Source organism: Paenibacillus oryziterrae (assembly GCF_042610485.1).
GTDB lineage: Bacteria > Bacillota > Bacilli > Paenibacillales > Paenibacillaceae > Paenibacillus_AQ.
Genome location: NZ_JBGJZO010000003.1, coordinates 214794 through 239549 on the forward strand (window position 1 = coordinate 214794; position 24756 = coordinate 239549).

General features: G+C 48.2%; 23 protein-coding genes. 19 read left to right on the top strand and 4 right to left on the bottom strand.

The window, feature by feature from the left end; translation table 11 throughout:
- Positions 1–114: 114 nt before the first annotated feature.
- From ACAN55_RS05695 to ACAN55_RS05740, 10 genes are all read left to right on the top strand, one after another.
- Complete coding sequence (locus tag ACAN55_RS05695; RefSeq protein ID WP_379129305.1) at positions 115–648, top strand: hypothetical protein; 534 nt, start codon at positions 115–117, stop codon at positions 646–648.
- Positions 641–2143, top strand: a complete 1503-nt coding sequence (locus ACAN55_RS05700; protein ID WP_379129308.1) for an AAA family ATPase — start codon at positions 641–643, stop codon at positions 2141–2143. Before ACAN55_RS05695 ends, ACAN55_RS05700 begins: the two co-directional genes overlap by 8 nt.
- 128 nt (positions 2144–2271) lie before the next feature.
- On the top strand, positions 2272–3144 hold the full coding sequence (locus ACAN55_RS05705) for a 3-hydroxyacyl-CoA dehydrogenase family protein (protein ID WP_379129310.1): 873 nt from the start codon (positions 2272–2274) through the stop codon (positions 3142–3144).
- Positions 3141–4349 (top strand): acetate/propionate family kinase, encoded by a 1209-nt coding sequence (locus ACAN55_RS05710; protein WP_379129312.1) that lies wholly within the window; start codon positions 3141–3143, stop codon positions 4347–4349. Before ACAN55_RS05705 ends, ACAN55_RS05710 begins: the two co-directional genes overlap by 4 nt.
- 21 nt (positions 4350–4370) lie before the next feature.
- The gene (asnS, locus tag ACAN55_RS05715; protein WP_379129314.1) at positions 4371–5666 is read left to right on the top strand and encodes an asparagine--tRNA ligase; all 1296 of its coding nucleotides are present in this window, start codon (positions 4371–4373) and stop codon (positions 5664–5666) included.
- A gap of 13 nt (positions 5667–5679) precedes the next feature.
- Positions 5680–6435 carry a DnaD domain protein gene (locus tag ACAN55_RS05720; protein ID WP_379129318.1) on the top strand — a complete coding sequence of 252 codons (756 nt, stop codon included), beginning with the start codon at positions 5680–5682 and terminating at the stop codon, positions 6433–6435.
- A gap of 196 nt (positions 6436–6631) precedes the next feature.
- Positions 6632–7165, top strand: a complete 534-nt coding sequence (locus tag ACAN55_RS05725) for an RNA polymerase sigma factor (RefSeq protein WP_379129321.1) — start codon at positions 6632–6634, stop codon at positions 7163–7165.
- Complete coding sequence (locus ACAN55_RS05730; RefSeq protein WP_379129324.1) at positions 7162–7653, top strand: hypothetical protein; 492 nt, start codon at positions 7162–7164, stop codon at positions 7651–7653. Before ACAN55_RS05725 ends, ACAN55_RS05730 begins: the two co-directional genes overlap by 4 nt.
- 15 nt (positions 7654–7668) lie before the next feature.
- Positions 7669–8775 carry a hypothetical protein gene (locus ACAN55_RS05735; protein ID WP_379129326.1) on the top strand — a complete coding sequence of 369 codons (1107 nt, stop codon included), beginning with the start codon at positions 7669–7671 and terminating at the stop codon, positions 8773–8775.
- Positions 8772–9494 carry a hypothetical protein gene (locus ACAN55_RS05740; protein WP_379129328.1) on the top strand — a complete coding sequence of 241 codons (723 nt, stop codon included), beginning with the start codon at positions 8772–8774 and terminating at the stop codon, positions 9492–9494. The genes ACAN55_RS05735 and ACAN55_RS05740 overlap by 4 nt, the downstream gene beginning before the upstream one ends.
- A 58-nt stretch (positions 9495–9552) precedes the next feature.
- Here ACAN55_RS05740 and proC read toward each other — a convergent pair whose 3' ends face one another.
- The 3 genes from proC to proB are packed head-to-tail and all read right to left on the bottom strand — an operon-like array spanning position 9553 to position 12851.
- Complete coding sequence (gene proC, locus ACAN55_RS05745; protein ID WP_379129331.1) at positions 9553–10431, bottom strand: pyrroline-5-carboxylate reductase; 879 nt, start codon at positions 10429–10431, stop codon at positions 9553–9555.
- 31 nt (positions 10432–10462) lie between these two features.
- Positions 10463–11710: a glutamate-5-semialdehyde dehydrogenase gene (locus ACAN55_RS05750; RefSeq protein WP_379129334.1), complete on the bottom strand. Its 1248-nt coding sequence runs from the start codon at positions 11708–11710 to the stop codon at positions 10463–10465.
- A 37-nt stretch (positions 11711–11747) separates the two neighbouring features.
- Positions 11748–12851 (bottom strand): glutamate 5-kinase, encoded by a 1104-nt coding sequence (gene proB, locus ACAN55_RS05755; protein ID WP_379129336.1) that lies wholly within the window; start codon positions 12849–12851, stop codon positions 11748–11750.
- 417 nt (positions 12852–13268) lie between these two features.
- Here proB and ACAN55_RS05760 point away from each other — a divergent pair, with 417 nt between their 5' ends.
- On the top strand, positions 13269–13466 hold the full coding sequence (locus ACAN55_RS05760; protein WP_379129340.1) for a hypothetical protein: 198 nt from the start codon (positions 13269–13271) through the stop codon (positions 13464–13466).
- A 60-nt stretch (positions 13467–13526) separates the two neighbouring features.
- On the opposite strand, the gene ACAN55_RS05765 is transcribed toward ACAN55_RS05760, so the two are convergent.
- Positions 13527–14435 carry a LysR family transcriptional regulator gene (locus ACAN55_RS05765; RefSeq protein ID WP_379129343.1) on the bottom strand — a complete coding sequence of 303 codons (909 nt, stop codon included), beginning with the start codon at positions 14433–14435 and terminating at the stop codon, positions 13527–13529.
- 249 nt (positions 14436–14684) lie between these two features.
- Here ACAN55_RS05765 and leuC point away from each other — a divergent pair, with 249 nt between their 5' ends.
- From leuC to ACAN55_RS05805, 8 genes are all read left to right on the top strand, one after another.
- On the top strand, positions 14685–16109 hold the full coding sequence (leuC, locus tag ACAN55_RS05770; RefSeq protein ID WP_379129346.1) for a 3-isopropylmalate dehydratase large subunit: 1425 nt from the start codon (positions 14685–14687) through the stop codon (positions 16107–16109).
- A gap of 27 nt (positions 16110–16136) precedes the next feature.
- The gene (leuD, locus tag ACAN55_RS05775) at positions 16137–16739 is read left to right on the top strand and encodes a 3-isopropylmalate dehydratase small subunit (protein WP_379129348.1); all 603 of its coding nucleotides are present in this window, start codon (positions 16137–16139) and stop codon (positions 16737–16739) included.
- Between the two features lie 183 nt (positions 16740–16922).
- Positions 16923–18395, top strand: coding sequence for an N-acetylmuramoyl-L-alanine amidase family protein (locus ACAN55_RS05780; RefSeq protein ID WP_379129350.1), 1473 nt, complete (start codon positions 16923–16925; stop codon positions 18393–18395).
- A gap of 153 nt (positions 18396–18548) precedes the next feature.
- Positions 18549–19910, top strand: coding sequence for an N-acetylmuramoyl-L-alanine amidase family protein (locus ACAN55_RS05785; protein WP_379129353.1), 1362 nt, complete (start codon positions 18549–18551; stop codon positions 19908–19910).
- 103 nt (positions 19911–20013) lie between these two features.
- Positions 20014–20655 carry a GerMN domain-containing protein gene (locus ACAN55_RS05790; RefSeq protein ID WP_379129356.1) on the top strand — a complete coding sequence of 214 codons (642 nt, stop codon included), beginning with the start codon at positions 20014–20016 and terminating at the stop codon, positions 20653–20655.
- A gap of 81 nt (positions 20656–20736) precedes the next feature.
- Entirely contained in the window at positions 20737–23478 is a 2742-nt protein-coding gene (locus ACAN55_RS05795) for an S-layer homology domain-containing protein (RefSeq protein ID WP_379129359.1), read from the top strand.
- 209 nt (positions 23479–23687) lie between these two features.
- Complete coding sequence (nth, locus tag ACAN55_RS05800; protein WP_379129362.1) at positions 23688–24368, top strand: endonuclease III; 681 nt, start codon at positions 23688–23690, stop codon at positions 24366–24368.
- Positions 24369–24387: 19 nt separating this feature from the next.
- Positions 24388–24654 (top strand): NAD/NADP transhydrogenase alpha subunit, encoded by a 267-nt coding sequence (locus ACAN55_RS05805; protein WP_379129365.1) that lies wholly within the window; start codon positions 24388–24390, stop codon positions 24652–24654.
- Positions 24655–24756 lie beyond the last annotated feature (102 nt).

The following is a 24756-nucleotide window of genomic DNA, read 5'->3' on the forward strand; positions in this document are numbered from 1 at the left end:
TATACTACTATTTGTATCTAGGGTCTGGACAGATGATATAGAGAAATCAGCCCTTATTGTTCACCGTTGGTATAGAGTGTTATGGATTTGCCAATATGGAGAGGAGGACGTTACTTGAAACTGCGTCTTGTGCCTGTATTACTGACCTCGCTGCTATCAGCCGCGCTTTTGTTCGGCGGGTGGTTTCTGTATCGCCAATATGCTATTCAGGAGCCGCTGCAAAAGATCGTGGACAGCTATGAAGGTGTCAACGATTCACAAATAACTATTAACCGCAATCAGGTAGCTTTGAAACTTGATTTGGAGCCAGGAACGAAATTACGTGAACTAGTGCAATTTATTACGACTGAAGGTAAATCGGCCATTGGAAGCCGTTCCCTGGCACTTGATATTGAACAGCATTCGAATGCTGTGCTTGATGAGCTATGGGACAAAGCAATGTTTTCTGTAGCCGAAGCGATGGAAAGCCGGAAATATACTTTGATTCCCGCTACTTTGAATGAATTAAAGTCAGAATATGAAGGTGTAACAGCCACTACGGAAATGGATGAAACGAATGTGTATGTAAGTTTGACGAACGGCAAGGAGAGCAAATATATTATTCTGCCGCGGCAGCCAGAGACAATGGGGGTATGGAATAATGCCTAAATATACAAAAGAAATATTAGCCGGATTCATTCCTATACTTTTGGTTTTTATGGCTTTTCTGGGGATTAATATTGTACCTGTGCTCGTAGCTGCTGCTATGCTAGGCGCCTTTCTCCTCATCGCTCATCTGCGGGGTGGACTTACAGTGAATGCCGGTGCGGATAAGAAGCGCAAGAAAAGCGGACCCTCCAAACTTACGTTTGAAGAAATCGGCGGCCAGGATAACGCTAAGCAGGAGCTGCGTGAAGCTTTGGATTTTCTGATTCGTCACGAAGAAATCAGCAAATTCGGGATTCGTCCCTTAAAGGGTATTCTGCTGACAGGTCCTCCGGGAACAGGTAAGACCCTGATGGCAAAAGCAGCAGCCCATTATACCAATTCTGTGTTTGTAGCTGCATCGGGTAGTGAATTTGTTGAAATGTATGTCGGTGTAGGTGCCGGGCGGGTACGTGATCTGTTTAAGGATGCCCGTACACGGGCCATCAAAGAGAATAAGCAAAGTGCTATTATCTTTATTGATGAAATTGACGTCATCGGCGGCAAACGGGAAGGCGGCCAACAGCGCGAGTATGACCAGACATTAAATCAGCTGCTTACCGAGATGGACGGAATTTATAACAATGATACTCCGCGTATACTGCTTGTAGCGGCGACTAACCGCAAGGAGATGCTAGATTCGGCATTGCTGCGCCCTGGCCGGTTCGACAGACATATACAAGTGGATATGCCTGATAAAAAGGGCCGCAAGTCAATTCTTGATCTTCATGCCAAAAACAAACCTCTGCATGATGAGGTCGACCTCGATAGGATCGCCGAGGAAGCTTATGGGTTCTCTGGAGCCCAGCTTGAAAGTGTCATGAATGAAGCGGCTATTTATATGATGCGCGAGAATCTTACGGTAGTGGAGCAGCGGCATTTGTCGATGGCCATTGATAAGGTCATGATGGGTGAAAAGACAGACCGTGAGACCAATCAGGAAGAGAAGAAACGTGTTGCCATTCATGAACTTGGACATGCTATTATGGCTGAATTGCTGCGGCCTGGAAGTGTGAGTCAGGTTACATTGACACCACGGGGTCAGGCACTCGGTTATGTGCGGCATAATCCGCAATCCGAACAATACCTGTATACTAAAGACTATCTGGAAGAACAGATCATGATCGCACTCGGCGGTGCCGCTGCTGAAGTCATTTTTTATGGTGGAAGAAGTACTGGCTCACGGGGAGATTTCGATCAGGCCCTCGGAATTGTAGAGACGATGATGAAATCGGGGCTGACATCCCTCGGGATTGCCAGACTTGAAATGGTTACGACTGAGGAGCTTATGAAAGAGAATAGTAAAATATTGGACGATTTGATGGCGCGCACGCATGAGATCCTGAATAATCAACGAAATGTTTTCAATTATTCCCTGGATATCCTGATGAAGGAAGAAGTACTCTCTGGAGAGCAATTTCGTTGTCAATTTCGTGACAGTGTCCTTTTACCGGCATAATTCTTTATGCCGGTTATTTTTTTTTACTTTTCAGGCATGCTAAGATATCATTATATGTCGGGCTTATTTTTTTCAACGACAGAAAAGGTACATTAGTAAGTATAGATACCTGAAAGGATGGAGTTTTGATGAATTTTAAGAAAATTGGTGTCATTGGCGGTGGCACGATGGGACAAGGGATTGCCGAAATGCTGGCAGCCAAGGGCCTGGATGTTATGCTGGTGGAGAAAACCCCTGAAAGACTGGATTATTCCTATGAAATGATCGAGACAAGCTTGGACAAACAATTGGAGAAATGGGCAATTACCCAAGCCGAGAAGAAGCTGATCCTTAGCCGGATTCAAAAAGTAACACATTTTGCAGAGCTTAGCTCTTGCGATATGGTCATCGAAACGATCGTAGAAGACCTTGAAGCTAAGAAAAAAGTGCTCAATCAGCTGGACCAAGTATGTCCGAGTCACATTATTCTTGCCAGCAACACTTCTACCCTAAGCTTAACAGAGCTTGCCAGCACGACAATGTATCCTGAGCGCGTAATCGGAATGCATTTCATATACCCTGTTGCCAAAGTGGATCTGGTCGAAATCGTTCGCGGTTTGAAGACATCCGATTCCACATTTGAGGAAACCAAAGCTTTTGTTGATGATGTTGTAGAGAAAAAAGGCGTAATGATTTATGAATCCCCGGGATTTGTAACTTCACGCCTCATTTGCCTGTTCATTAATGAAGCTATGCATGTTCTGCAGGAAGGTGTAGCTTCGGCGCAGGATATCGATGATGCTATGCGTATCGGCTACCAATTCCAATATGGACCGCTTGAGATGGCTGACCGTTTCGGTTTGGATTCCGTACTTGCCGCACTGGAGCGTATGTTCCGTGAATATGGCGAGTTGAAATACCGTCCGTCCACGATTCTGAAAAAGATGGTGCGTGCGGGACAGCTGGGTATGAAATCAGGCGAGGGCTTCTTCAAGTATGACAAGGATGGTGACCGTGCATGAACGTTCTAGTAATTAACTCCGGTAGTTCTTCTTTAAAATATCAACTTTACAATATGATTGATGAATCAGTTCTGGCTAAAGGTTTGGTAGAACGCATCGGGATGGATTCCTCCATACTGACGCACAAGCCAACCGGCAAACAGGAAGTAACAGAAGTTAGTGAAATCCTGGAACACAACACAGCGATCCGTAAGGTTCTTGCATGTCTTACTGATGCGGTACATGGTGTTATTGGATCGATTGATGAGATTAATGCAGTTGGGCACCGTGTAGTGCACGGTGGCGAGTTCTTCAAAGCTTCTGCACTGGTTGATGGCGATGCCAAAGCTAAAATCCGTCAATTGTTTGACCTTGCTCCACTGCATAACCCCGCAGCAATGATGGGTATTACTGCAACTGAGGTTAATATGCCAGGTGTTCCGCAGGTCGTTGTATTTGATACCGCGTTCCACCAGACAATGCCTGAGAAATCTTATATGTATGCTATTCCGAGAGTACTGTACAATAAATACAAAGTTCGCCGTTATGGCGCACACGGTACGTCCCATGATTTCGTAAGCAAGGCTGCTGCGGAATATTTGGAGCGTCCGCTTGAAGACCTGAAGATTATTACTTGCCATATCGGTAATGGCGGCAGCGTAACCGCAGTACAAGGTGGTATTTCCGTGGACACCTCCATGGGTATGACACCGCTTGAAGGTCTGATGATGGGTACGCGCAGCGGAGATTTGGACCCGGCGATCGTGCCTTATGTCATGAATAAGGAAGAACTGTCCGTAGGCGAGGTTAACTCTATGCTTAACAAGCATAGTGGCGTCTTGGCTATTTCTGGCGTTAGCAGTGACATGCGTGATATTGAGAATGGTTATGAAAAAGGTGACCCGAACTGTATTCTTGCTCTTGATATGTACGAATACCGTCTACGGAAATACATTGGATCATACGCTGCTGCTATGAACGGTGTAGATATTATCGTATTTACTGCCGGTGTCGGCGAGAACTCTTCATTGCTTCGTGAAAAAGTACTGAGCAATCTGACGTTCCTTGGCATTGAAGTGGATACCGAAGCGAACAAAATCCGCTCTGGCAATCCGCGCCGTATCTCTACGGTAGATTCTAAGGTACAGGTGCTTGTGGTTCCGACAAATGAGGAGCTTGTTATTGCACGCGATACACACCGTATTGTGCAAGGAATTAACGGCTAATTCAGAGGAGAGAGTAAAGGCATGGCTAACAAGACAGTAATCAAAACAGTGAATGAACATGTCGAACAAAGCGTTGTAATCGGTTGTTGGGTGAACAACAAGCGTTCCAGCGGCAAAATCCAATTCCTTCAGCTTCGCGATGGAACTGGATATATTCAAGGTGTTGTGGTGAAATCGGAAGTCCCTGAGCAAGTATGGGAGGACGCGAAAAGCCTCACTCAAGAAAGCTCGTTATATGTAACCGGAATTATCCGTGAAGAACCGCGCAGTCAATCCGGTTATGAAATGACCGTGACCGGGATTGAAATATTGCATCTTACCGAGAACTATCCGATTACTCCGAAGGAACATGGTGTGGATTACCTGATGGATCATCGCCATCTATGGCTTCGCTCCGCAAAGCAGCGGGCGGTTCTGGTGATTCGTGCAGAGATTATCCGTGCAGTGCAGCAGTTCTTTGATAACAACGGCTTCACGCTTGTGGATCCGCCGATTTTGACGCCTACTTCCGCAGAAGGCACAACCAACCTCTTCCATACCAAGTATTTTGAGGAAGATGCTTATTTGACCCAAAGCGGACAGCTATACATGGAAGCCGCAGCTATGGCGCTGGGAAAGGTATATTCGTTCGGACCTACCTTCCGTGCCGAGAAATCCAAAACCCGCCGTCACTTGATTGAGTTCTGGATGATTGAGCCGGAAATGGCTTTCACGGATCATGAAGAAAGCTTGAAGGTTCAAGAGCAATTTATCAGCTATGTTGTTCAGTCCGTAGTGACGAACTGCCGTGCTGAGTTGGAAGCCATCGGCCGCGATATCTCTAAGCTGGAGAACATCAAAGCACCGTTCCCGCGGATCACTTATGATGATGCCATTAAGTTCCTTAATGACAATGGTCATGAAATTGCCTGGGGCGATGATTTTGGAGCACCGCATGAAACGGCAATTGCCGAGCAGAACGACAAACCGGTATTCATCACGCATTATCCGGCATCCTTCAAGGCCTTCTACATGAAGCCGGATCCGAACCGTCCGGAAGTCGTACTCTGTGCTGATATGATCGCGCCTGAGGGCTATGGCGAGATTATCGGGGGTTCACAGCGGATTGATGATCCAGCGCTCATGGAGCAACGTTTCAAGGAACATAACCTTTCCATGGATACTTATCAATGGTATATGGATCTGCGTAAGTACGGATCGGTGCCTCACTCCGGCTTCGGCCTAGGTCTGGAACGCACTGTTGCCTGGATCTGCGGTCTTGACCACGTTCGTGAGACCATTCCATTCCCGCGTACACTGTATCGTCTCTACCCGTAAGAGGGTTGCGAATATGGATAGCAATGGATGGAACACATGGGGCGAGGGCGTGTCCTACGGTCTGGAGAACGGGATGGCCATCATTCCTTACGCACTGCTGAAGCACTACCGCAAGCTGAATTTGAGCGGCAGTGAGACACTGCTGCTCATCCATTTGCTCTCTTTCCGGCAGGTGGAGGGTATTGATTTCCCTTCACTTGAAGAGCTTCAAGCCGTAACAGGCCGGAGCATTCCTGTTCTCGCTGGTGAGCTGCAGAAGCTCATGAAAGATGGCTTCATCAGTATTGATGGAGACAACGATGAGCTCCGGGATATTCATTATGAGCGTTATAATTTTTCAGGGCTATACCGCAAACTCGGGGCTTATCTGGCTTCGGAAGCAAAGGCTCGTCTTCAGGATGGAAGTGACAGCTCAGCACAAGTATCCAACTCAGAATATGGCCGGTCTAACGGTGGAGGAAGCGGTAGAATCCCGCCTTCTATCCCGGGTAAAGAAAGTGATGGCGAAAGCCGAAGCTTGTTCAGTATTTTCGAGAAGGAATTTGGCCGCCCGTTATCTCCGATGGAATGCGAGACGATATCCGGTTGGGTGGATCAGGACCACTACCCGGAGGAGCTGATTCTGCTCGCACTGAAGGAATCTGTATTCGCCGGCAAACTTCATTTCCGCTATATCGATCGGATATTGCTGGAGTGGAGCCGTAATCGGGTAAAGAACGCCCAGGATGTCAAAGCGTATTCGCAGAAATTCCGTGGCGGTGGCAGATAAGTGTATGTCCTGCTGGACAAGACGAATATGAATGGAATACCCGCATAGTAAAGACCGTTTCGCCAGAGCTTGATTTCAGCTTTGGCGGCACGGTCTTTTTTTGATCGGAAATAATTTATCAATTCATGCAGGGGCAGCCGAGTCTGTTGGCGTCTATTGCTGTGGGAAGGAGGGGAGAGTCATTGAGGAAGAGATCATGATCAAAGCCATTTGCCAGGGAGATGGAAGTGCCTTCCGGCAATTTGTCGAAATATACAGTGAGCAGGTTTATAAGGTGACCTATTCGGTGCTTCGTGATACGAAGGAAGCCGAAGATGCCGCACAGGAGACGTTCCTGCAGATCTATAAAGCTCTCCCCGAGTACCGCTTCCAGGGATTGAAGACATGGATCACCCGAATTGCCCTGCACAAAGCCATTGACGCAAGGCGCAGGCGTGGAAGGCAGAGAGAGCAATCCGCAGACTATGAATACATGCTTGATCAGACACCCGCGGGTGATGAGGATGTTCTGTCCGGTGTGGTCCGGCGGGACCGGAAGATCAGGTTATGGAACGAGGTGGACAATCTTCCCTCTGCGCACCGTGAGGTTGTCATAGCATTTTATCTGGAGAACAAGAACTACGAGCAAATTGCAGCAGAGAAGGGGATTACCCTGAAAACGGTGGAATCCAGATTATACCGGGCCAGACAGTGGATTCGAGCCCATTGGAAGGAGGAGGAATGGCTGTGAAAGAGAACGGCCAGTACCTGAACAATAAAGATGTGTATAAGGCTTACCTATCCGGAAAGGGATCAGAAATAGAAAGAAACGATCTGGAACATACGCTGCTTGAAGATGAGGAAGCACTTGCATTATATATGGAGGCTCTAGATGAGCTCGAGGATGAGCTTCCGGCACTCGGAGACACGGTTTCTTTTGCCACAGGGGTTATGGACCGTTTGCAACAGGATCGAACCCCAACTCAAGTAGCCACTGAAGGTAAGTCAGGTTTGGAACAACCGCGCCGCAGTCGTTGGTATGACAAGCCGATTGTCCATTATGTTGTGGCTGCTTCCCTGACGCTGCTGTTCCTGTCTTCCGGTGTGTTCGACAAGCTGTTAAGCGGAAACATGGATGTGGTTGTACAGCAGAGTATCCACGCTCCTTCCTATAGTGAGAAGGCGATGCAGACGGCTAGCGGATGGCTGGACCAGCTGATGAATGACGGGGACAAATAGAAAGGAGAGAACGAGATGAAATACCAGTTGAACAAATTAAGGGCGTTTTTTCTAAATATCATTCCAGGTGCAGGACATTATTATGCCGGCAGCAAAATCCGCGGAATCATATATTTTCTGATCAGCTTTGGAGGGTTGTTCATGTCCTTCCTGCTTGCGGTTGCTTCAAGTGAAGAGGGATTTGCCGCCATCGGAGCGGTAGGTTTTGTAATCGTTTGGTGCATAAGCATGCTGCATATGTTGATCGTCCTGCTGAAAACACCTGACTACTATCCACCCGTAAGCCCAATGGAAGAAGGAGGTCAGACCCAGTCCTTGCCCCCTGTACGCAGCGGGGAGAGCGAGCGGTTCCATGTGATCCTGCTATCGTTCATTCCCGGGCTAGGGCATTTCCATATGGGGCTGATGCAGCGGGGGTTATCGTTCCTGATTTCGTTCTTCGGATATATGACGGTCATGCTGTTCCTGACGGGCATCACTTCCAGTTCAGCATTCCTCCTGTTATTCGGGGCCTTGCCAGTGATCTGGCTGTACTGCATGTTTGATGCTGTGCAGCATATCCACCGCAAGCTGGCGGGTGAAGTACTTACTGACCGTACATTATTCGAGGATATTGAAGCAGGACGTGAGGATGGACGGCGCAGCAAAGTACTCGCGACCTTGCTATCAGCGTTTCCAGGTGCGGGTCAAATGTATCTGGGCCTGCAAAAAAGAGGATTGCAAATGATGCTCCTGTTCCTTGGAGGGATCTATGTTATGGATTTACTGCGGTTGTCCGTACTGTTCTTCTTGATCCCGGTGATCTGGTTCTACAGCTTGTTCGACGGACTTCAGCTGGTAAGCAGGTATGGCCGCGAGCCGCTGGAGGACAAACCGGTTATCGAAGGTTTTATGAATCATCAGGGCTGGCTGGGAGCGGCTTTGCTGGCTCTGGGACTATACTACATTTTTGCCAATGTGGCAGTGCCTGCACTGGATGTGCGGTTTCCGGAGTGGCGGCTGGAATACAGAGTAAGCACGTATTTCAAAACAATCATCGTGTCGGTGCTGCTGATTGGCGGCGGAATTAAACTTCTTAGCGGCAGCCGGACGTCTGTGAAGAAGGGGGCGGGAAGCAAATGATAGACAGCAGATTGGAAATTCAGCCGCAGGCTGTTTCTGCCGGGTTAATACCGGTCAAAGATGAAGCTGTACGCCGTTGGCGCGTAGGGACATTATCTATGGGACTTAGCCTGCTGTTCCTTGGAGCGCTAATCATGACCTCACAATGGAAGGGGGCCGATGTATTCGAGACAGCTCTAGCTTGGTGGCCGCTCATCTTCATCATGCTTGGCCTGGAAGTAGTGATCTACTCGTTATGGTTCAAAGGTAAGGCGAAGATGTATTATGATGTGCTTAGTATTTTCTTCGTCGGATTTCTATCGGTATGCTGCCTTATGTTTGCCGCAATCAGCTCTCTAGGGCTAACCCAGGAGTTCCGGAGTATGGTGTCATCCGAGATTCAGGATTATCCGCTGCCGGAATGGAATGGAACGGTTCCGCAGGGAGTCAAGCAGGTGATTGTTCAGGGGAACGATCCTTACGGGGTAACGGTGGATCAGAATGGAGGTACCGAGTTGAGTGTCTTCGGAACCTACCGGACCAGCCAGGCTCTTGAAGCAAGCGAAGAGGATCAACTGCTGCGTACAAAGCGATCGGGCGATAAACTGTATATTCTGCTGGGAGACCCCCCGGAGTCCTTCTTGGAGCATGCCCGATATGGCCTTAAGGTAACTGTATCCGCTCCAGCACAAGTCAAAGTGATAGTAAGAGATAGCAACGGGAATTTGGTTGAACCCTAATGTCACATATAAAAGGCCTTGCCCGCGATAGATCTGCTGCGGGGCAAGGCCTTTTATATTAATCAGTAGACTGCATCAATTCCTTCTCTAAGGCTGCTCCCATTTCTCTGGAACGTTCGGCACACCGGTTAACGGCAGAGATGACCGTCTCGAAAAATTCTCCTTTATCCAGCACTTCAAGTGCTGCCTGTGTAGAGCCGTTTGGAGACGTCACTTTCTTCCGGAGCGATGCCGGGTCCTCGCCAGTCTGCTGAACCATTCTGGCCGCTCCCAGAACCGTCTGGACTGTGAGTTCGGCACTTTGCTCCGCGGATAACCCGCCGCGTATACCCCCGGCGATCATAGCTTCCATCATGTAGTAAATATAAGCCGGGCCGCTTCCTGAAATCCCCGTTAATGTCTCCATGCGTTCTTCATCGATTACACTAGTCAGCCCTACCGCTTCAAATATATTAAGTGCCAGGCGGCGGCCTGTCTCATCCACTTCTTTGGAGAAGGCAATGCCGGTAGCGCCAAGCCCTATACTGCTTGATGTATTAGGCATCGTACGGATTACAGGCTGTGGGGTACCGAGCAGTCCCTGAATGGTACGGATTGTCAGGCCGGCAATGACGGAAATGATCAGCTGACCGGGAGACAATACCGGACCAAGCGCGCGAAGTGCTTCAGCAGCATCCTTCGGCTTCATGGCGAGTACAATCACAGGTGCAGTCCGGAGGTATTCCTCGCGCTGCGCGGGATCATTGCTGGCAAGCACACCGTAACGGGCGCGAAGCTCGGCAAGTCGATCAGTGCTGCTGCGGTTCAGCATGACAATTTTATCGGAGGAGATCACAGACCGGTCGATCATTCCGCGTACGATGGCTTCTGCCATGGAGCCTGCACCATAAAAAACGATGTTGTGATTAATAAGTGGAATTGAAGGTTGCTGACACATGGATAAAGCCCTCCTTATGTGATTGCTTAGTTTAACCCCGGATTTGACCGTGGCCGTATATCTTGTATTTGGTAGAAGTAAGTGCAGGCAGACCCATGGGTCCACGGGCATGAAGCTTTTGGGTGCTGATGCCGATTTCTGCCCCAAAGCCAAATTCAAAGCCGTCTGTGAAACGGGTGGAAGCATTATGGAATACTGCAGCGGCGTCCACTTCCTGCATGAAGCGGGCCGCATGATCTGTATTCTCTGTCACAATACATTCGGAATGCATGGTACCGTAGCGGGCGATATGCTGCATGGCTTCTTCCAGTCCACCGACAATTTTAACATTAAGAATGTAATCGTTATATTCTGTAGCATAATCCTCTGGTGTCGCTTGAACAGCCCATGGAATAAGGGCCAGAGTCTCCGTACAGCCACGCAGTTCCACATTCGCAGTGCGGAATACTTCGGCAAGAGCCTGAAGATGGAGAGCGGCATAGTCACGGTGTACAAGCAGGGTCTCCATGGAGTTGCATACGGATGGCCGCTGGACTTTGGCGTTCATGCTGATATTCTTTGCCATTTGCGGGTCTGCACTTGCGTCGAGATAGGTATGACAGATTCCTGCACCTGTCTCGATGACAGGAACAGTGGCGTTCTGGACCACATTCTGAATCAGAGAACTCCCGCCTCGCGGTATGATAACATCAAGCAGTCCATTCAGTTTCAACATTTCATCAACGGAAGAACGGTTTGGGTCCTCAATTAGCTGAAGTGCATTTGGCGGCAACGCCGTGCCGGCAAGTGCTTCATGCAGCACTTCAACAATTTTACGATTGGAGGAAAGGGCAGAGGAGCCACCGCGCAGTACTACAGCATTGCCTGTCTTCAAGCATAAGCCGGCAGCATCCACGGTAACATTCGGACGCGCCTCATAAATGATACCTATGACTCCAAGTGGAACGCGGATCTTCTCGATCGCAAGCCCGTTAGGCCGTTCGAGGGTCTCCAGCCGGTCACCAATCGGATCGGGAAGGACTGCGATTTGCCGCAGACCTTCCGCTATGTCATCAATTCGGCTAACGGTTAGCGCCAGCCTGTCGAGTAATGATTCAGGCGTTCCATTCGAGCGGCCGCGCTCCAAATCCTCGGCATTGGCGGCGATAATACTGGAGGCTTGGCTCCGCAAGGCATCTGCCATAACGAGCAGTGCTTCGTTCTTCTGCCCGGTTGTCAATCCGGCGAGCACGCCTGCTGTCTCCTTAGCAAGCTTAGCTTTCGTTACAACTTCACTCATGACCATTCCCCCTGAACATAATAGGTTAATTTGCAGGTTAACTAAGTGTAATCCATTCATCCCGGTGGATGACTTCCAGCCGGTGAACTTCTCCGAGCTCAGAAACTACCCGGGCACTTGGCAAGCCTTTTATTCTGCTGAGCTGGGCTTCATCATAGTTTACGATGCCCCGTCCAATGAGATTAGAATCCAGGCTTAGAACTTCTACGACATCTCCGGCATGAAAGCTTCCTTCTGTCCGTTTGACGCCAACCGGGAGCAGGCTATGTCCACCATGCAGCAGTGCATTGGCAGCTCCGTCGTCCACGTACAGGGAACCAAGCGGTGTAGACATAAAGCCAAGCCACTGCTTCTTGACCGGAAGGGAGGACAAGGTTGTGGCAAAATAGGTGCCTTTTCCGGAACCCTCAGCAGCCAGGTGCAAGTCTCCTGCTTCTGATACCTTACCAATAAATACGGGTACACCGCCTCTGGTGGCGATTTTGGCTGCGTCGATTTTGGAACGCATCCCGCCGGTACCTACGCTACTGCCAGCACCGCCGGCAATCGCATAGATTTCAGGAGTGATTTCCTCTACGCTCTGGTACCGGACGGCATCCGGATGCTTGCGCGGGTCTCCGCTGTACAAACCGTCCATATCAGTAAGCACAAGCAGTCTGGATGCTTTGAGCAGATTGGCGACAAGCGCAGATAAGGTATCATTATCTCCGAATTTCAGCTCATCAACTGACACCGTATCATTTTCGTTAAACACGGGGACAGCGCCCTGACGGAGAAGCTCTTCTACAGTCATCACTGCGTTGTTCATTGCCCGGCGGCTGCAGAAATCGGTTCTGGTCAGCAGAATCTGTGCTGCTGTGATCTGATGTGCGGCGAAAGCTTCCTGGTAAGCCTGCATTAGCAGTGCCTGTCCTACGGCGGCGGCCGCCTGCTTCTCATGCAGCAGCTTGGGACGGACGGGGTAGCCAATACTTCGGAAACCAGCGGCCACAGCCCCGGAGGTGACCAGAAGCACTTCACAGCCGCTTTTACGCAGTCCGGCGATTTCAGCGGCGAAGAAGGCAATGGCTTCACGGTTAAGTCCTCCTTCAGGTCCGGTAAGCGAGCTGCTCCCGATTTTAACCACTAAACGTGTCGTCAATGTCTTTCACTTCCTCAAGTATTAATAAAAAACAAAAAAAGCCCCATCCTTAGACTTAGCAAAGGACGAAAGCTTGGTTAACTTCCGCGGTACCACCTTCATTGATGAGGTTCATCCGACTCTATTCCTCATAACGGGAGGGGGCCGTCCTGCAGGGCAGGCCGCTCGGGGGTAGGATTCGGAATGACATCGCTGTAAATTCTCCCAGCCTATCGGAATTTACTCTCTGGCGCGATTGTGCTCATTCGTACTGGTCCCGTCTGTACGTTTTTCGCTTATTTGTCCTCTACAATACCATGGAGACCGGGAGTTTGCAAAGGGAGAGGACCTATTTATTGCTTTAAAGTGCAGAAAAGTGTTTAGCCTCGGAATGAACGGGTTAAATACAATTAATCTGTTACCAGGAGGTGGATATCATTGAGTAAAGGCAATAATTTCCCGCAGGAACAGAATCAAAATTCAAACGAAGCTGCACAATTCCAAAATAATGCGATTCGTGAATTCGTGGAGGACAAGACTGGAAACCCAAGAGGCCGCGGACCGGTAGATGAAAGGACATCACGCTTTCCGGATGACCAGAACCGGTTGATCACCCAGCATAATTTGCGTAAATAAATCATTCAAACGAAATAGCCGTCCACTTGCCGGTAGGCAGAGGACGGCTTTTATTGTTATTCAGTAGCTGAGTCCTGCCACTGTTGATTTAAAGGTCTCAATTAAAGCTTCCGCTGCTTTGGACAAATATCTTCCACGGCGGTAGGCAATTACCAGGGTTCGGGCTGGTACGGGCTCGGCAAGGGGAAGATAGGCAGGCACAAATTCGCTTCGTGGTGCTCTGGCGATAAAACGCGGAACAAGTGTTACTCCCATTCCGGTAGCCACCAGCGATTGTACAGTTTCCATATTGTTGCTCTCAAAGACAATCCGGGGAGAGAATCCTGCATCCTGGCATAAGTCCATCGTAATTTTCCGGAAGCCCTGTCCTTCTTTCAGGACGATAAAGGGTTCATTCCTTAATTCGTTCAGCGAAGTGCGGAGTCCGGATTGTACACGGGCTGCAAGCGGGTGTCCTGGAGGAACGGCGAGATCAATGGGCTCTTCGCCAAGGATTTCATAGGCCAGGGAAGGCTCGCCTAGTGGAAGTGACAGCAGACTAAGATCGGTCTGGCCGCTTGCAGTCAGCTTCTCCAGGTTCATGGAGGAATCCTCCAGCAGAGCAATCTCAATGTCAGGATAGGTATCCTTAAAGACAGGCAGGACGTGCGGAAGCAGATGGGCTCCGGTAATTGGCATACTTCCAACGACAACTCTTCCGGTCCGTAACTGGGAAATATCCGACATTTCTTGGCGGAGCAGTTCTACCGCATCGATAATTCCCTGTGCCTGTTCCACGAATTTTTTTCCTGCGTGGGTTAGCTCTACCGTACTGGTATTTCGTTGAAACAGGAGTACACCAAGCTCCTTCTCCAGCTTGGACAACTGCTGGCTAAGGGAGGGCTGTGCAATATGGAGCTTCTCGGCAGCCCGTGAGAAATTGCGTTCGGCGGCAATTTGCAGCGCATATTGCAGTTGTCTGAGTTCCATGAGATAAATGCTCCTTAATCGATATAAAATACTATATTGGGGTATTCTTCTTATAATTATAACCTATAAGCCACTTGATTAGTAATAGGTGGATTGTTGTCTATATTCAGATCACTTATAGGTCCAACCTATAGGAATTATAGAAATCATATCTTGGAATTATAAAGAGTGCCATGTTATATTTAGAACATTCAAGAGAGACTCCACGCTCTCTTCCTATGAACGATAAAATAACGAGGTGAATCTTTCATGAGCAACAAGACAATGTTTGAGAAGATTTGGGATAATCACGTCATCCATCAAGAAGAAGGCAAGCCGTCGATTCTGTACATCGATCTGCATCTGGTGCATGAGGTGACTTCACCGCAGGCCTTTGAAGGTCTCCGGCTGAGCGGCCGTAAGGTTCGCCGTCCTGAACTGACTTTCGCTACGATGGATCATAACGTTCCTACTAAAGACCGTTTTAATATTACCGATCCGATCTCTAAACAGCAGATCGACACCCTCTCACAGAACTGCCGAGATTTTGGCGTGAGATTGTTTGACCTAAATGATATTGACCAAGGTGTTGTCCATGTAATGGGACCGGAAATCGGCTTGACTCACCCAGGTAAAACGATTGTCTGTGGTGACAGCCATACCTCCACGCACGGCGCATTTGGCGCACTGGCATTCGGAATCGGAACCAGTGAAGTAGAGCATGTGCTGGCAACCCAGTGTTTGCAGCAGTCGAAAGCTAAGACGATGGAAATCCGCTTTACCGGTAAACGCAACCTTGGTGTAACGGCAAAGGATATGATCCTTGGCGTAATCGCTAAATACGGAACGGATTTTGCTACCGGATATGTTATTGAGTACACCGGTGAGGCCATCCGCGAACTGTCCATGGAAGAGCGTATGACGGTCTGCAACATGTCCATTGAAGGTGGTGCAAGAGCGGGACTGATCGCCCCTGATGAGACGACTTTTGAATATCTGCGCGGACGTCAGTATGTGCCACAAGGTGCTGCATATGATGAAGCTGTCGATACATGGAGAACTCTTGTAAGTGATGAAGGCGCCCAGTATGACACAGTGGTGGAATTTGATGTAGAAACACTGATTCCACAAGTTACATGGGGAACAAGTCCGGGTATGGGCACGGATATTTCGTCTGTTGTTCCGAACCCAGCCGACTTCACCACGGAGAATGAACGCAAAGCTGCTGAAAAAGCGCTAGAATATATGGCTTTAACACCAGGTACCCCAATATCTGAAATCGACATTGATTATGTATTTATTGGTTCCTGCACGAATGGCCGGATCGAAGATCTGCGGGCTGCAGCACAGGTTGCCAAAGGACATACCGTTTCAGCTAACGTAACAGCTATTGTTGTTCCTGGATCGGGACGTGTTAAGCTTCAGGCAGAGAAAGAAGGGCTTGATAAAGTCTTCACAGAAGCGGGCTTTGAATGGCGTGAAGCGGGCTGCAGCATGTGTCTCGCTATGAATCCGGACGTTCTTCAACCGGGACAGCGCTGCGCATCGACTTCAAACCGTAACTTTGAAGGTCGCCAGGGACGCGGCGGACGTACGCATCTCGTATCTCCGGCAATGGCGGCAGCGGCTGCGATTAAAGGCCATTTTACAGATATTCGTGACTGGAACTATAAGACAGAAGCCGTAAATGCATAGAACGAGAAGAACCGGGAGGGTATAGAAATGGAAGCTTTCAAACAATTAACGGGAATTGTAGCACCTGTCGACCGGGTGAATGTAGATACGGATGCCATCATACCAAAACAGTTTTTGAAGCGTATTGAACGGACGGGCTTCGGCCAGTTTCTCTTCTACGAATGGCGTTTTGACGAAGCAGGCAATGACAATGCCGCATTTGAAATGAATAAACCGAGATATAAAGGCGCTTCGGTACTCATCTCGCGTGCCAACTTCGGCTGCGGCTCCTCACGGGAACATGCCCCATGGGCTATCATGGATTATGGCTTCAAGGTGGTTATCGCACCTTCTTTTGCAGATATTTTCTACAATAACTGTTTCAAAAATGGCATTCTGCCAATCAAGCTGTCAGAGGAGCAGGTGGATGACCTGTTCAACCGTACAGATATCCATGAGGGATATGAATTAAATGTCAATCTCGAGAACAAAACACTAACGGATGACTACGGCCTTCATATTGATTTCGACCTTGACGAGCACCGCCGCCAATTCCTGTTGCAAGGTTTGGATGATATTGGTCTAACTCTTCAGCATGCGGACGAAATCACTGCTTATGAAGAGAAGCATGCCGCAAAACTATTCTCGTAGCGATAACAAGCAACTTGATTCGCAAACCTTGTAATTATTACACAAAACTTCCATTTCCGCATATCGGAAATGGAAGTTTTTTTGCTATAATTGCATTATTCGCGTTCTATCGTGTAACTTATGGGGGATTTTGGCGTCTATACCTTATCTATGTATCTATCAACTGTTCAAGGGGAGAAATGAATGAAGAAGACCGGTCTGCTGCTGTTGTTACTGTTAATGCCCCTATTGCTTCTGTCGTTTGGCCGGGATGCTGCTGCTGCAGGAAATGCTAAGATTATTATGGACAACAAGGAACTGATCATGCCGGCTGGTGTTACGGTGGAGAATGCGAAAGGCAATATCCTGGTCCCCATCCGCGTAGTAACGACAAATCTCGGATATGACGTGCAGTGGGAGAAGAAGACTCAAAAAGTTACACTACAAAAAAATGGAAAAGTTGTAGAGCTTGCAGTGGGCAGTAAGATCGCATACTCAGATGGCATCTCCATGGATTTAACGGCAGCTCCCAAGCAGACGAAAAATACAGTACTTGTACCTTTGAAATTTGTGGGCCAGCAGTTTGGACTTCAGGTCGGCTGGGATAACGTTGATAAGATCGTTTATTTGACAGGTAATTCCTCAAACGGAAATGAAGGCGTTGACAATGGCGAACCGAATAACGGTACCGTCGGAACTGATCCTGTAAATCCGGCAGCACCGGGAGGTTCTGACAACGTAACTAGCCCGGTGGCAACTTCACAGGTTATGGGTGCGGTGTTTAACGAGAACCGGCTGATGATCGCCTCTGCGGCGGGCGCCAAACCAGTGGTTACGCTTATGAATAATCCATACCGCATTGTAGTGGATTTCCCGAATACTATCTTCTCAACGGATTTTGCAGGGGGTATTGTGGCAGGTAAGCTGGACACGACTGGTTATCCGCAAGTATCTGAGGTACGGTATTCGCTCTTCAGCCAAAGTCCCGCAACTGTTCGTTTTGTCATTCAAATGACCGGTAATTATCCTTATCAAGTCATCGCGGATGAGGCATCGGGTCTTGTTACCATTGATTTGAATATGCCAGGATCAGGTCCGGTGACTGGCGGTGGTTATACGGGAACGGGCCAGCCTGTTGTAGTACTTGATGCCGGACACGGAGGCACCCAGCCGGGAGCAACGAGTCTGACAAAGAGGCTGGAGAAGGATTTCAATCTCGCTGTTATTCTGAAGGCGGCGGCATTACTGCAGCAGGAGTCAGGAATCACAGTTGTGCTTACCCGAAACGATGACCGGACACTGGGTCTGCAGGAACGGGTGGATATTGCCGAAGCCATGCAGGCGGATTTGTTCATTTCTCTGCATGCGAATGCAATGCCAACCACGTATCCCAGCTGGAATAAAGTAACGGGCAGTGAAACCTACTATACCCGCAGTGAAAGTCTTCTGCTCGCACAAATCATGCATAAACACCTTGTAGCGGGAACAGGGTTTAAGGATAACGGTGTAAGGAGCAAAAGTCTCCATGTTACGCGTGAAACCAGTATGCCAGCCGTTCTGCTGGAGGCAGGTTATTTAACCAATTCCGGTGACGAGGCTGCGTTATACTCAGAAGGACTTCAGGACGCACTGGCGCGGGAAATCGTTTCTGGAATCAAGGAATATTTGGGGATGTAGTCGACATCAAGTGCCAGCGAATCCTCAGGAAGCATGGAATATATTCGCAACTTTTAAACAGCGGGGGCGTCTAAATAGAGGTTGAAGTCGTCTGTCGCCTAGTCATCATGAACGCCGTTCACCGGCGGAATACTAGATTCTTAGAGGTGAAGAATGAAGAAATTTGGTTTTATGTTGTTGTTGCTGCTCTTTGTATTAGTTTTTCCCGATAAAGGACATGCCTCTGGAAACAACAAGATTTACCTGGATGGTCAGGATATTACTGCAGGGCAGGATGTCCCTGTAGAGAACGTCAACGGCTCGGTTATGGTTCCATTAAAAATGATCACTACGAACCTGGGATACTCGGTCAATTGGGATCAAAAAACTCAGCAGGTTACCGTTGAACAACAGGGAAAGACCATTGTGCTAGTGCTCAATCAAAAATCAGCTTCGGTTGATGGCAGAACGGTCATTCTTAATACTGCTCCATATCTGCGAAACAACATAACACTCGTCCCGATCCGATTCATCAGTACGGAGTTTGGACTAGACGTTGCCTGGGATAACGCAGAGAAAGTTGTTACTCTGATGACTCAGGGTTCAGTTCCTGTAGACAAGCTTTCCAAGGTGAACGGTGTCAGTTTCAGCGAGAACCGGCTTATCATCGCAATGGAAGGCACAGTTAAGCCCATGGTTTCGAAACTCAGTAACCCAGACCGGATTATTGTAGATCTTCCGAATTCCACCTTCTCCGATGTATTTGGGAATGGTGAGTTGCTGGACCCAAGCTTGAATGGACAGCTTGATGTAACGGGTTATCCGGATGTTTCAGGTGTACGCTATTCACTATTTAGCAGTAATCCTTATAAGGTGCGCTTTGTCATTGATTTGAACTATCCCAAGAATTATACCGTTAGCGCTACCGGGGATGAAGGAAGTTTGGTTATCGTTGATTTGAACGCACCTGATCCGGTAGATACAACTATTGGCTCCGGCAAAAAGCTGGTTGTTCTGGATGCAGGCCATGGTGCGAAGGATTCCGGGGCCGTGGGCTATACCGGTAAATACGAGAAGAAATTCAATCTGGCTGTTATTCTAAAAGCAGCGGCATTGCTTAAGAAAGAGAGCAATATTGACGTAGTTCTTACACGCAGTGATGATACCTTCCTGGAACTCAAGGAACGTGCTGCGATTGCCAATAATTTGCAGGCGGATCTGTTCATCTCGGTGCATGCCAATAGTGGCGCCTCTTCATCGGCAAGCGGAACCGAGACATATTACCAGCGCGAAGCGAGCAAGGGACTGGCAAATGTAATGCATAAATATTTGGTGCAGGCAACCGGACTCAGTGACCGCGGCGTAAGGTACGGCAACTTCCACGTGATACGTGAAACCAAGATGCCAGCAGTGCTCCTGGAAGTTGGATACTTAAGCAACAAGGGTGATGAGGCTCTTCTATTTACAGAAGCCTTGCAGAATAGAGTAGCTGCAGCTATGGTTAAAGGAATCAAGGAATATCTCGGTATCAAATAACAGCTAAACGGCAGACAAGCGCCGCAGAGCCCCTTTACGTTCTTAGTAATAAAGGTGGCTTTGCAGCACGAGTCTGTCCGTATTCATCTAGGGAGGCGTTACAATGTTGAATAAAAAGTTAGGGTTCGCTGGTTTATCGGTGCTTCTGCTACTCGTCATGTCTGGATGTGGGGACAAACCGGCTGCTTCCGGATCAAACGGTATTCAGAGTCCTGCTGTTGTCAGCGGAGCAGGCGCGAACGGAGAGAACAGTTCGGGTAATGAGGGAAGTAACGAGGCTACGGCTGAGCCCACGAACAACAGTTCAGGGGCTAACGATCCGGCACCTACTGAAGAAGCTGCTCAGAAGCAGAATGAGACAATAAAAGTATATTTCACTGATCCCCAACTGTTGGATCTGGTTGAGGCTGAGGTTTCTATTAGTTATACAGATGCTGTGAGCAAGTATACCGAGGCATTTAAGGGTCTGCAAAGCAGTGATAACCCTGAACTTATCCCTCTATGGGGCAAAATCGAGTTAAATTCTCTGAAATTTGAAGACGGTCAAATTGTCATGGACATCCATAAACCGGATGAAGCTCAGCTTGGTGCGGGCGGCGAAGCTTTTGCGCTTAGTGCTCTTACCCAAACGTTATTCCAATTCCCTGAGGTTCAGAGTGTTGAACTTCTTGTAGACGGAGAACAGGTCGAAAGTCTAATGGGACATGTGGATTTAGAGCACCCCATGACTAGAGATAACAGCTGATCCCTGGGCAGGAATATAGACGTTGTCCGGCGAACCTACTTTAATACTACTTATATGTGATGCAGAGAGGGGAATATCATATTGTCTGGACAGAATAGGACACAACGTTCCGCAGGAAATTATGCAGCAAAAGCTTTTACCGTCATCCTTGCGGGGGCTATAACCTTGGGAGGTGCAGGGTCTGCCTTGGCTGCAAGTACCACCACAACCACAACAACCACCACAACAACTGCTGCGGTCTCTTCTGCGTTTAGTGATGTGAAAAGCGGATATTGGGCAGAAAAACATATCTACAAGCTCGCCGGACAGGGAATTGTTGTCGGCAATAACGGGAAGTTCCGTCCCGGGGATTCCGTAACTCAACAGGAAGCCGTTTTGATGGCTCTTCGGTTCATGAAGCTGCAGAATGAGACAAGCACCAGTACTGAGGTCGCACTTCCGGCTAATTTCCAGGTATCCAATTATTATAAATCCTATGTTGTTCTGGCGTTCCAACAGAAGCTTCTGGATAAAACGGTAGAAATGGCTGAGGGTAATCTGAAGACCTCCTGGGGAGAGCGTAAAGCAACCAGAGAGTGGATTGCCGAGCTTCTAATCCGTTCCCTCGGTAAAAATGCGGATGCTGCTGCGGTAGCGAATGAACCGACCGGCTTCGCTGATGACGCCAAGGTATCATCCGGAAGACGCGGATTTATCAATGCCGCCGTTGATCTAGGACTGGCCACAGGACTTGATGGCAACCGTTTTGATCCTCAGGGTGCTGTAACCCGTGCCCAGCTGGCTACTTTCTTTAGTCGCGCAGAAGCTAAGAACAGTCTTGTCTATGACAACACTGCAACAGGGATCGTCACTGAACTGAAGGACGGCAAGATTACTCTTTATGAGAATGGTAAGTCTACTACATTTAACATTGGAACAAGCACAGCGTATTTCACCAGTGCTTCCGAAACGAAGGCTAGTCTAAGTGACATCAAGCTTTATACAAAGGTTATGATTATCGGCACGGGCGGCAATGCATCTTATGTCGAGCTTACGGATGCCAAGCAGCAGGTTGAAACCATCAAGGGCAGCTTCGCCAGAATCACTGGAAATAATAAGCTGTTCATGAAGACGGCAGATGGTTATCCCGAATATGCATTTGATGCCAGCACAGTATTTCTTGATGTGAACGGCGTTGCAATTGAATCATCGTCGATAGCCGCTGATAGCCAGATTACGTTGCTGCGTGAAACTTACACTGGTACTAATAAAGTAATCAGCGTACAGGTGACTTCCGGAATTGTTAATAAGACCGGTGCAATCGGAACACTGAAGAGCATTGATCTTACCGGAAAAAGCATTACATTCAAGACCAGTACTGGCGTTGAAGAGAGCTTCAAGTGGGATGATACCTCCATATTCCGCTATAAAGATACCATTCTGGCTACTTCAGAACTTAAAGCCGGCTCGGCTGTGAAGTACACTATTGCTAATAATATGATTCAATCGGTTGAAGTAACAGAGGCGCTTGAACGTACGGTTCAAGGTTCCCTCTATGAAATTGGCACTTCTACTGTTGTATATAAGAAAAGTGACGGTACCCGTGAGGTGAAACTCCTCGCTGCCTCACCGGTTATTGTGATCCCGGGAATTACAAATCCTGCGGCTGGTGATTTGATTGCTGACGCAACAGGCGGAGACAACATCCGATTTACGCTTAACAGCAGTGACCAGGTTACCAAAATTGAAGTACTCAGTCGGCAGATCGAGCTGTATAACAGTTTGAGTGTGGTGTCCTATAACGTTAAGAATAAGCTGCTTACTGCCATCGATAACAATAATAAAGCCCGTCTGTTCACACTTGATGATAAAACGAAGCTCACGTATGAGGGAGCAGTTCCTACGCTGACTTCTATCGGAACTTATCTGACAGAAGGCCGTAAAATTAGCGTTAATGCGATTGGACAGCGGACCTTTAGTCTGGATATTGTTACGAAATATGAAGGAACGGTAACAGCGATTTCAACGGCCAGCCAAAAGATCGAGATCAAGACGAGTGACGGACAAACTTTGTCGCTTCCTTATCCTACTTCAATAGACATATTCGGCCGTACCGGTGCTACCATCGCAGATATTGCAGTAGGTAATACGGTATCCGCAGTATTGTCCGCGAGCCAGGATTCCATCTCCGTATTGCGCCTGAAATCGGTAGTGCAGGCGGTTATTACCACAACGGATGCTCCTAATAATCGTGTTAACGTGAAATGGTCTGGCGGTACCGCGACTGTATATACATCGGGTGCCATATTGACGAATGAAACGGGTAAAACACTGAGTGTTGCTGATTATAAAGCCGGGGATTACGTGAATATCGTGACAAACGGATCTTCAACGGTATCCATCCAACAGGTAAAAGTCACTTCTGGGCAGGTTCTGTCCTTGGATGCAACTGCGGGTACATTGGCGATCAAGGACTTCTCAGGTATCACCCAAACGTTCCTGACAGGCAGCAGTGTAAAAGTAGTTAGAAGCAGCGGCACAAGCACCTCCCTGAGTACTCTCACTGTTACTGAAAGAGTAGAACTAAGGAAGGATTTCGATGGTTCAACCATCATTCGAGTGCTGCCGGCAATGAGCCGTACGCTATCCCGTTATGATAGTTCTGCGAATCAGATTGTGGTCAAACGTGAGGATCTGAATGATGAGAATTACCGCTTCCTGCTTGCATCGAATGCATATATTCACCAAGGTGACACGACATTAACCGTGCAATCTCTCAAGGAAAATGATAAGATTACTGTATATTTCAATAATGATGTCATTGTTGAGATTGTGAAACAATAATGCTAGGGTGGCTCTCCGTGTGAAACACCGTCTTGACGCAGAGACTTTTCTGCGGCAAGACGTTTTTTTTGAAATATAAGGGCGGTGTCATTCGCTTGTAATGTATGAACATGTAATGTATAATACATACTTTGCTTATATTTCCTTAATTCTAGAGTATGCGCTCCAAATAATCGCAGGGACGTATACCCTACGTGGAGGGGACGTTTATGAAAAAGGCAGATGTCCGCCACATTCTTGATACCATCGATGATCTGTTCCCGGATGCGCATTGCGAATTGAATCATGAGAATGCCTTTGAGTTGACAATAGCAGTGCTGCTGTCGGCGCAATGCACGGATGCTACGGTGAACAAAGTAACGGCGGATTTGTTTCAAAAGTATAAAACGCCTCTCGATTATATTTCAGTTCCAGTAGAGGAGCTTGAAGCGGATATCCGTCGTATCGGTTTATACCGTAACAAGGCCAAGCATATTCAGAATCTGTGTTCCATTCTGATTGACCGGTATGGAGGCGAAATACCGCAGGCTCATGACCAGCTTGTAACGTTGCCTGGCGTCGGACGAAAGACTGCAAACGTAGTGGTATCCAACGCTTTCGGAATGCCTGCTATTGCTGTAGATACGCATGTTGAACGAGTCGCCAAACGGCTCGCGCTTGCCGGCTGGGATGATTCAGTGCTGGAAGTGGAGAAGAAGCTCATGAAGGCTGTTCCCCGCGAGGAGTGGACATTAACACATCATCGGCTAATTTTCTTCGGGAGATATCACTGCAAAGCACAGAATCCTAAATGCCAGGAATGTCCGCTGCTGGATGTATGCCGGGAAGGCAAGAAACGTATGAAAACACCGCTGAACAGGAAAGATAAGAGTCATGCGGTGAAGAGATGAAGAAGAGGATGGGATAGAGATGAAGTGCATTTCTGTGTATACGGACAATTTTGAAGTGTTTTCAGACATTTTCGAACGCGTGGTAGAAAGCCCGCTTGAAGAGAATGAAGAGCAGGAAGTTGAAGGAATTACAATCAGTCACTCCGGCGATGTTCCTGAACATTACCTGGAGCGTATGGCTCAAAAACCGGAAGTTGTCGTAATGAAAGACAAATCCCGCGGACTTACGATCCTTCAGCACGGCAAAGTTTTTGAAATTCTGCTGCCAGTCCTGGAAATCGCTTAAACCCAACATATACGGTAGAACCTTTAAACCGGCATCTCTCCAATGGAGGGTTGCCGGTTTTTGCATATGAAGGGAAAAGATCTGGGTAACGGAAGGCTGTGG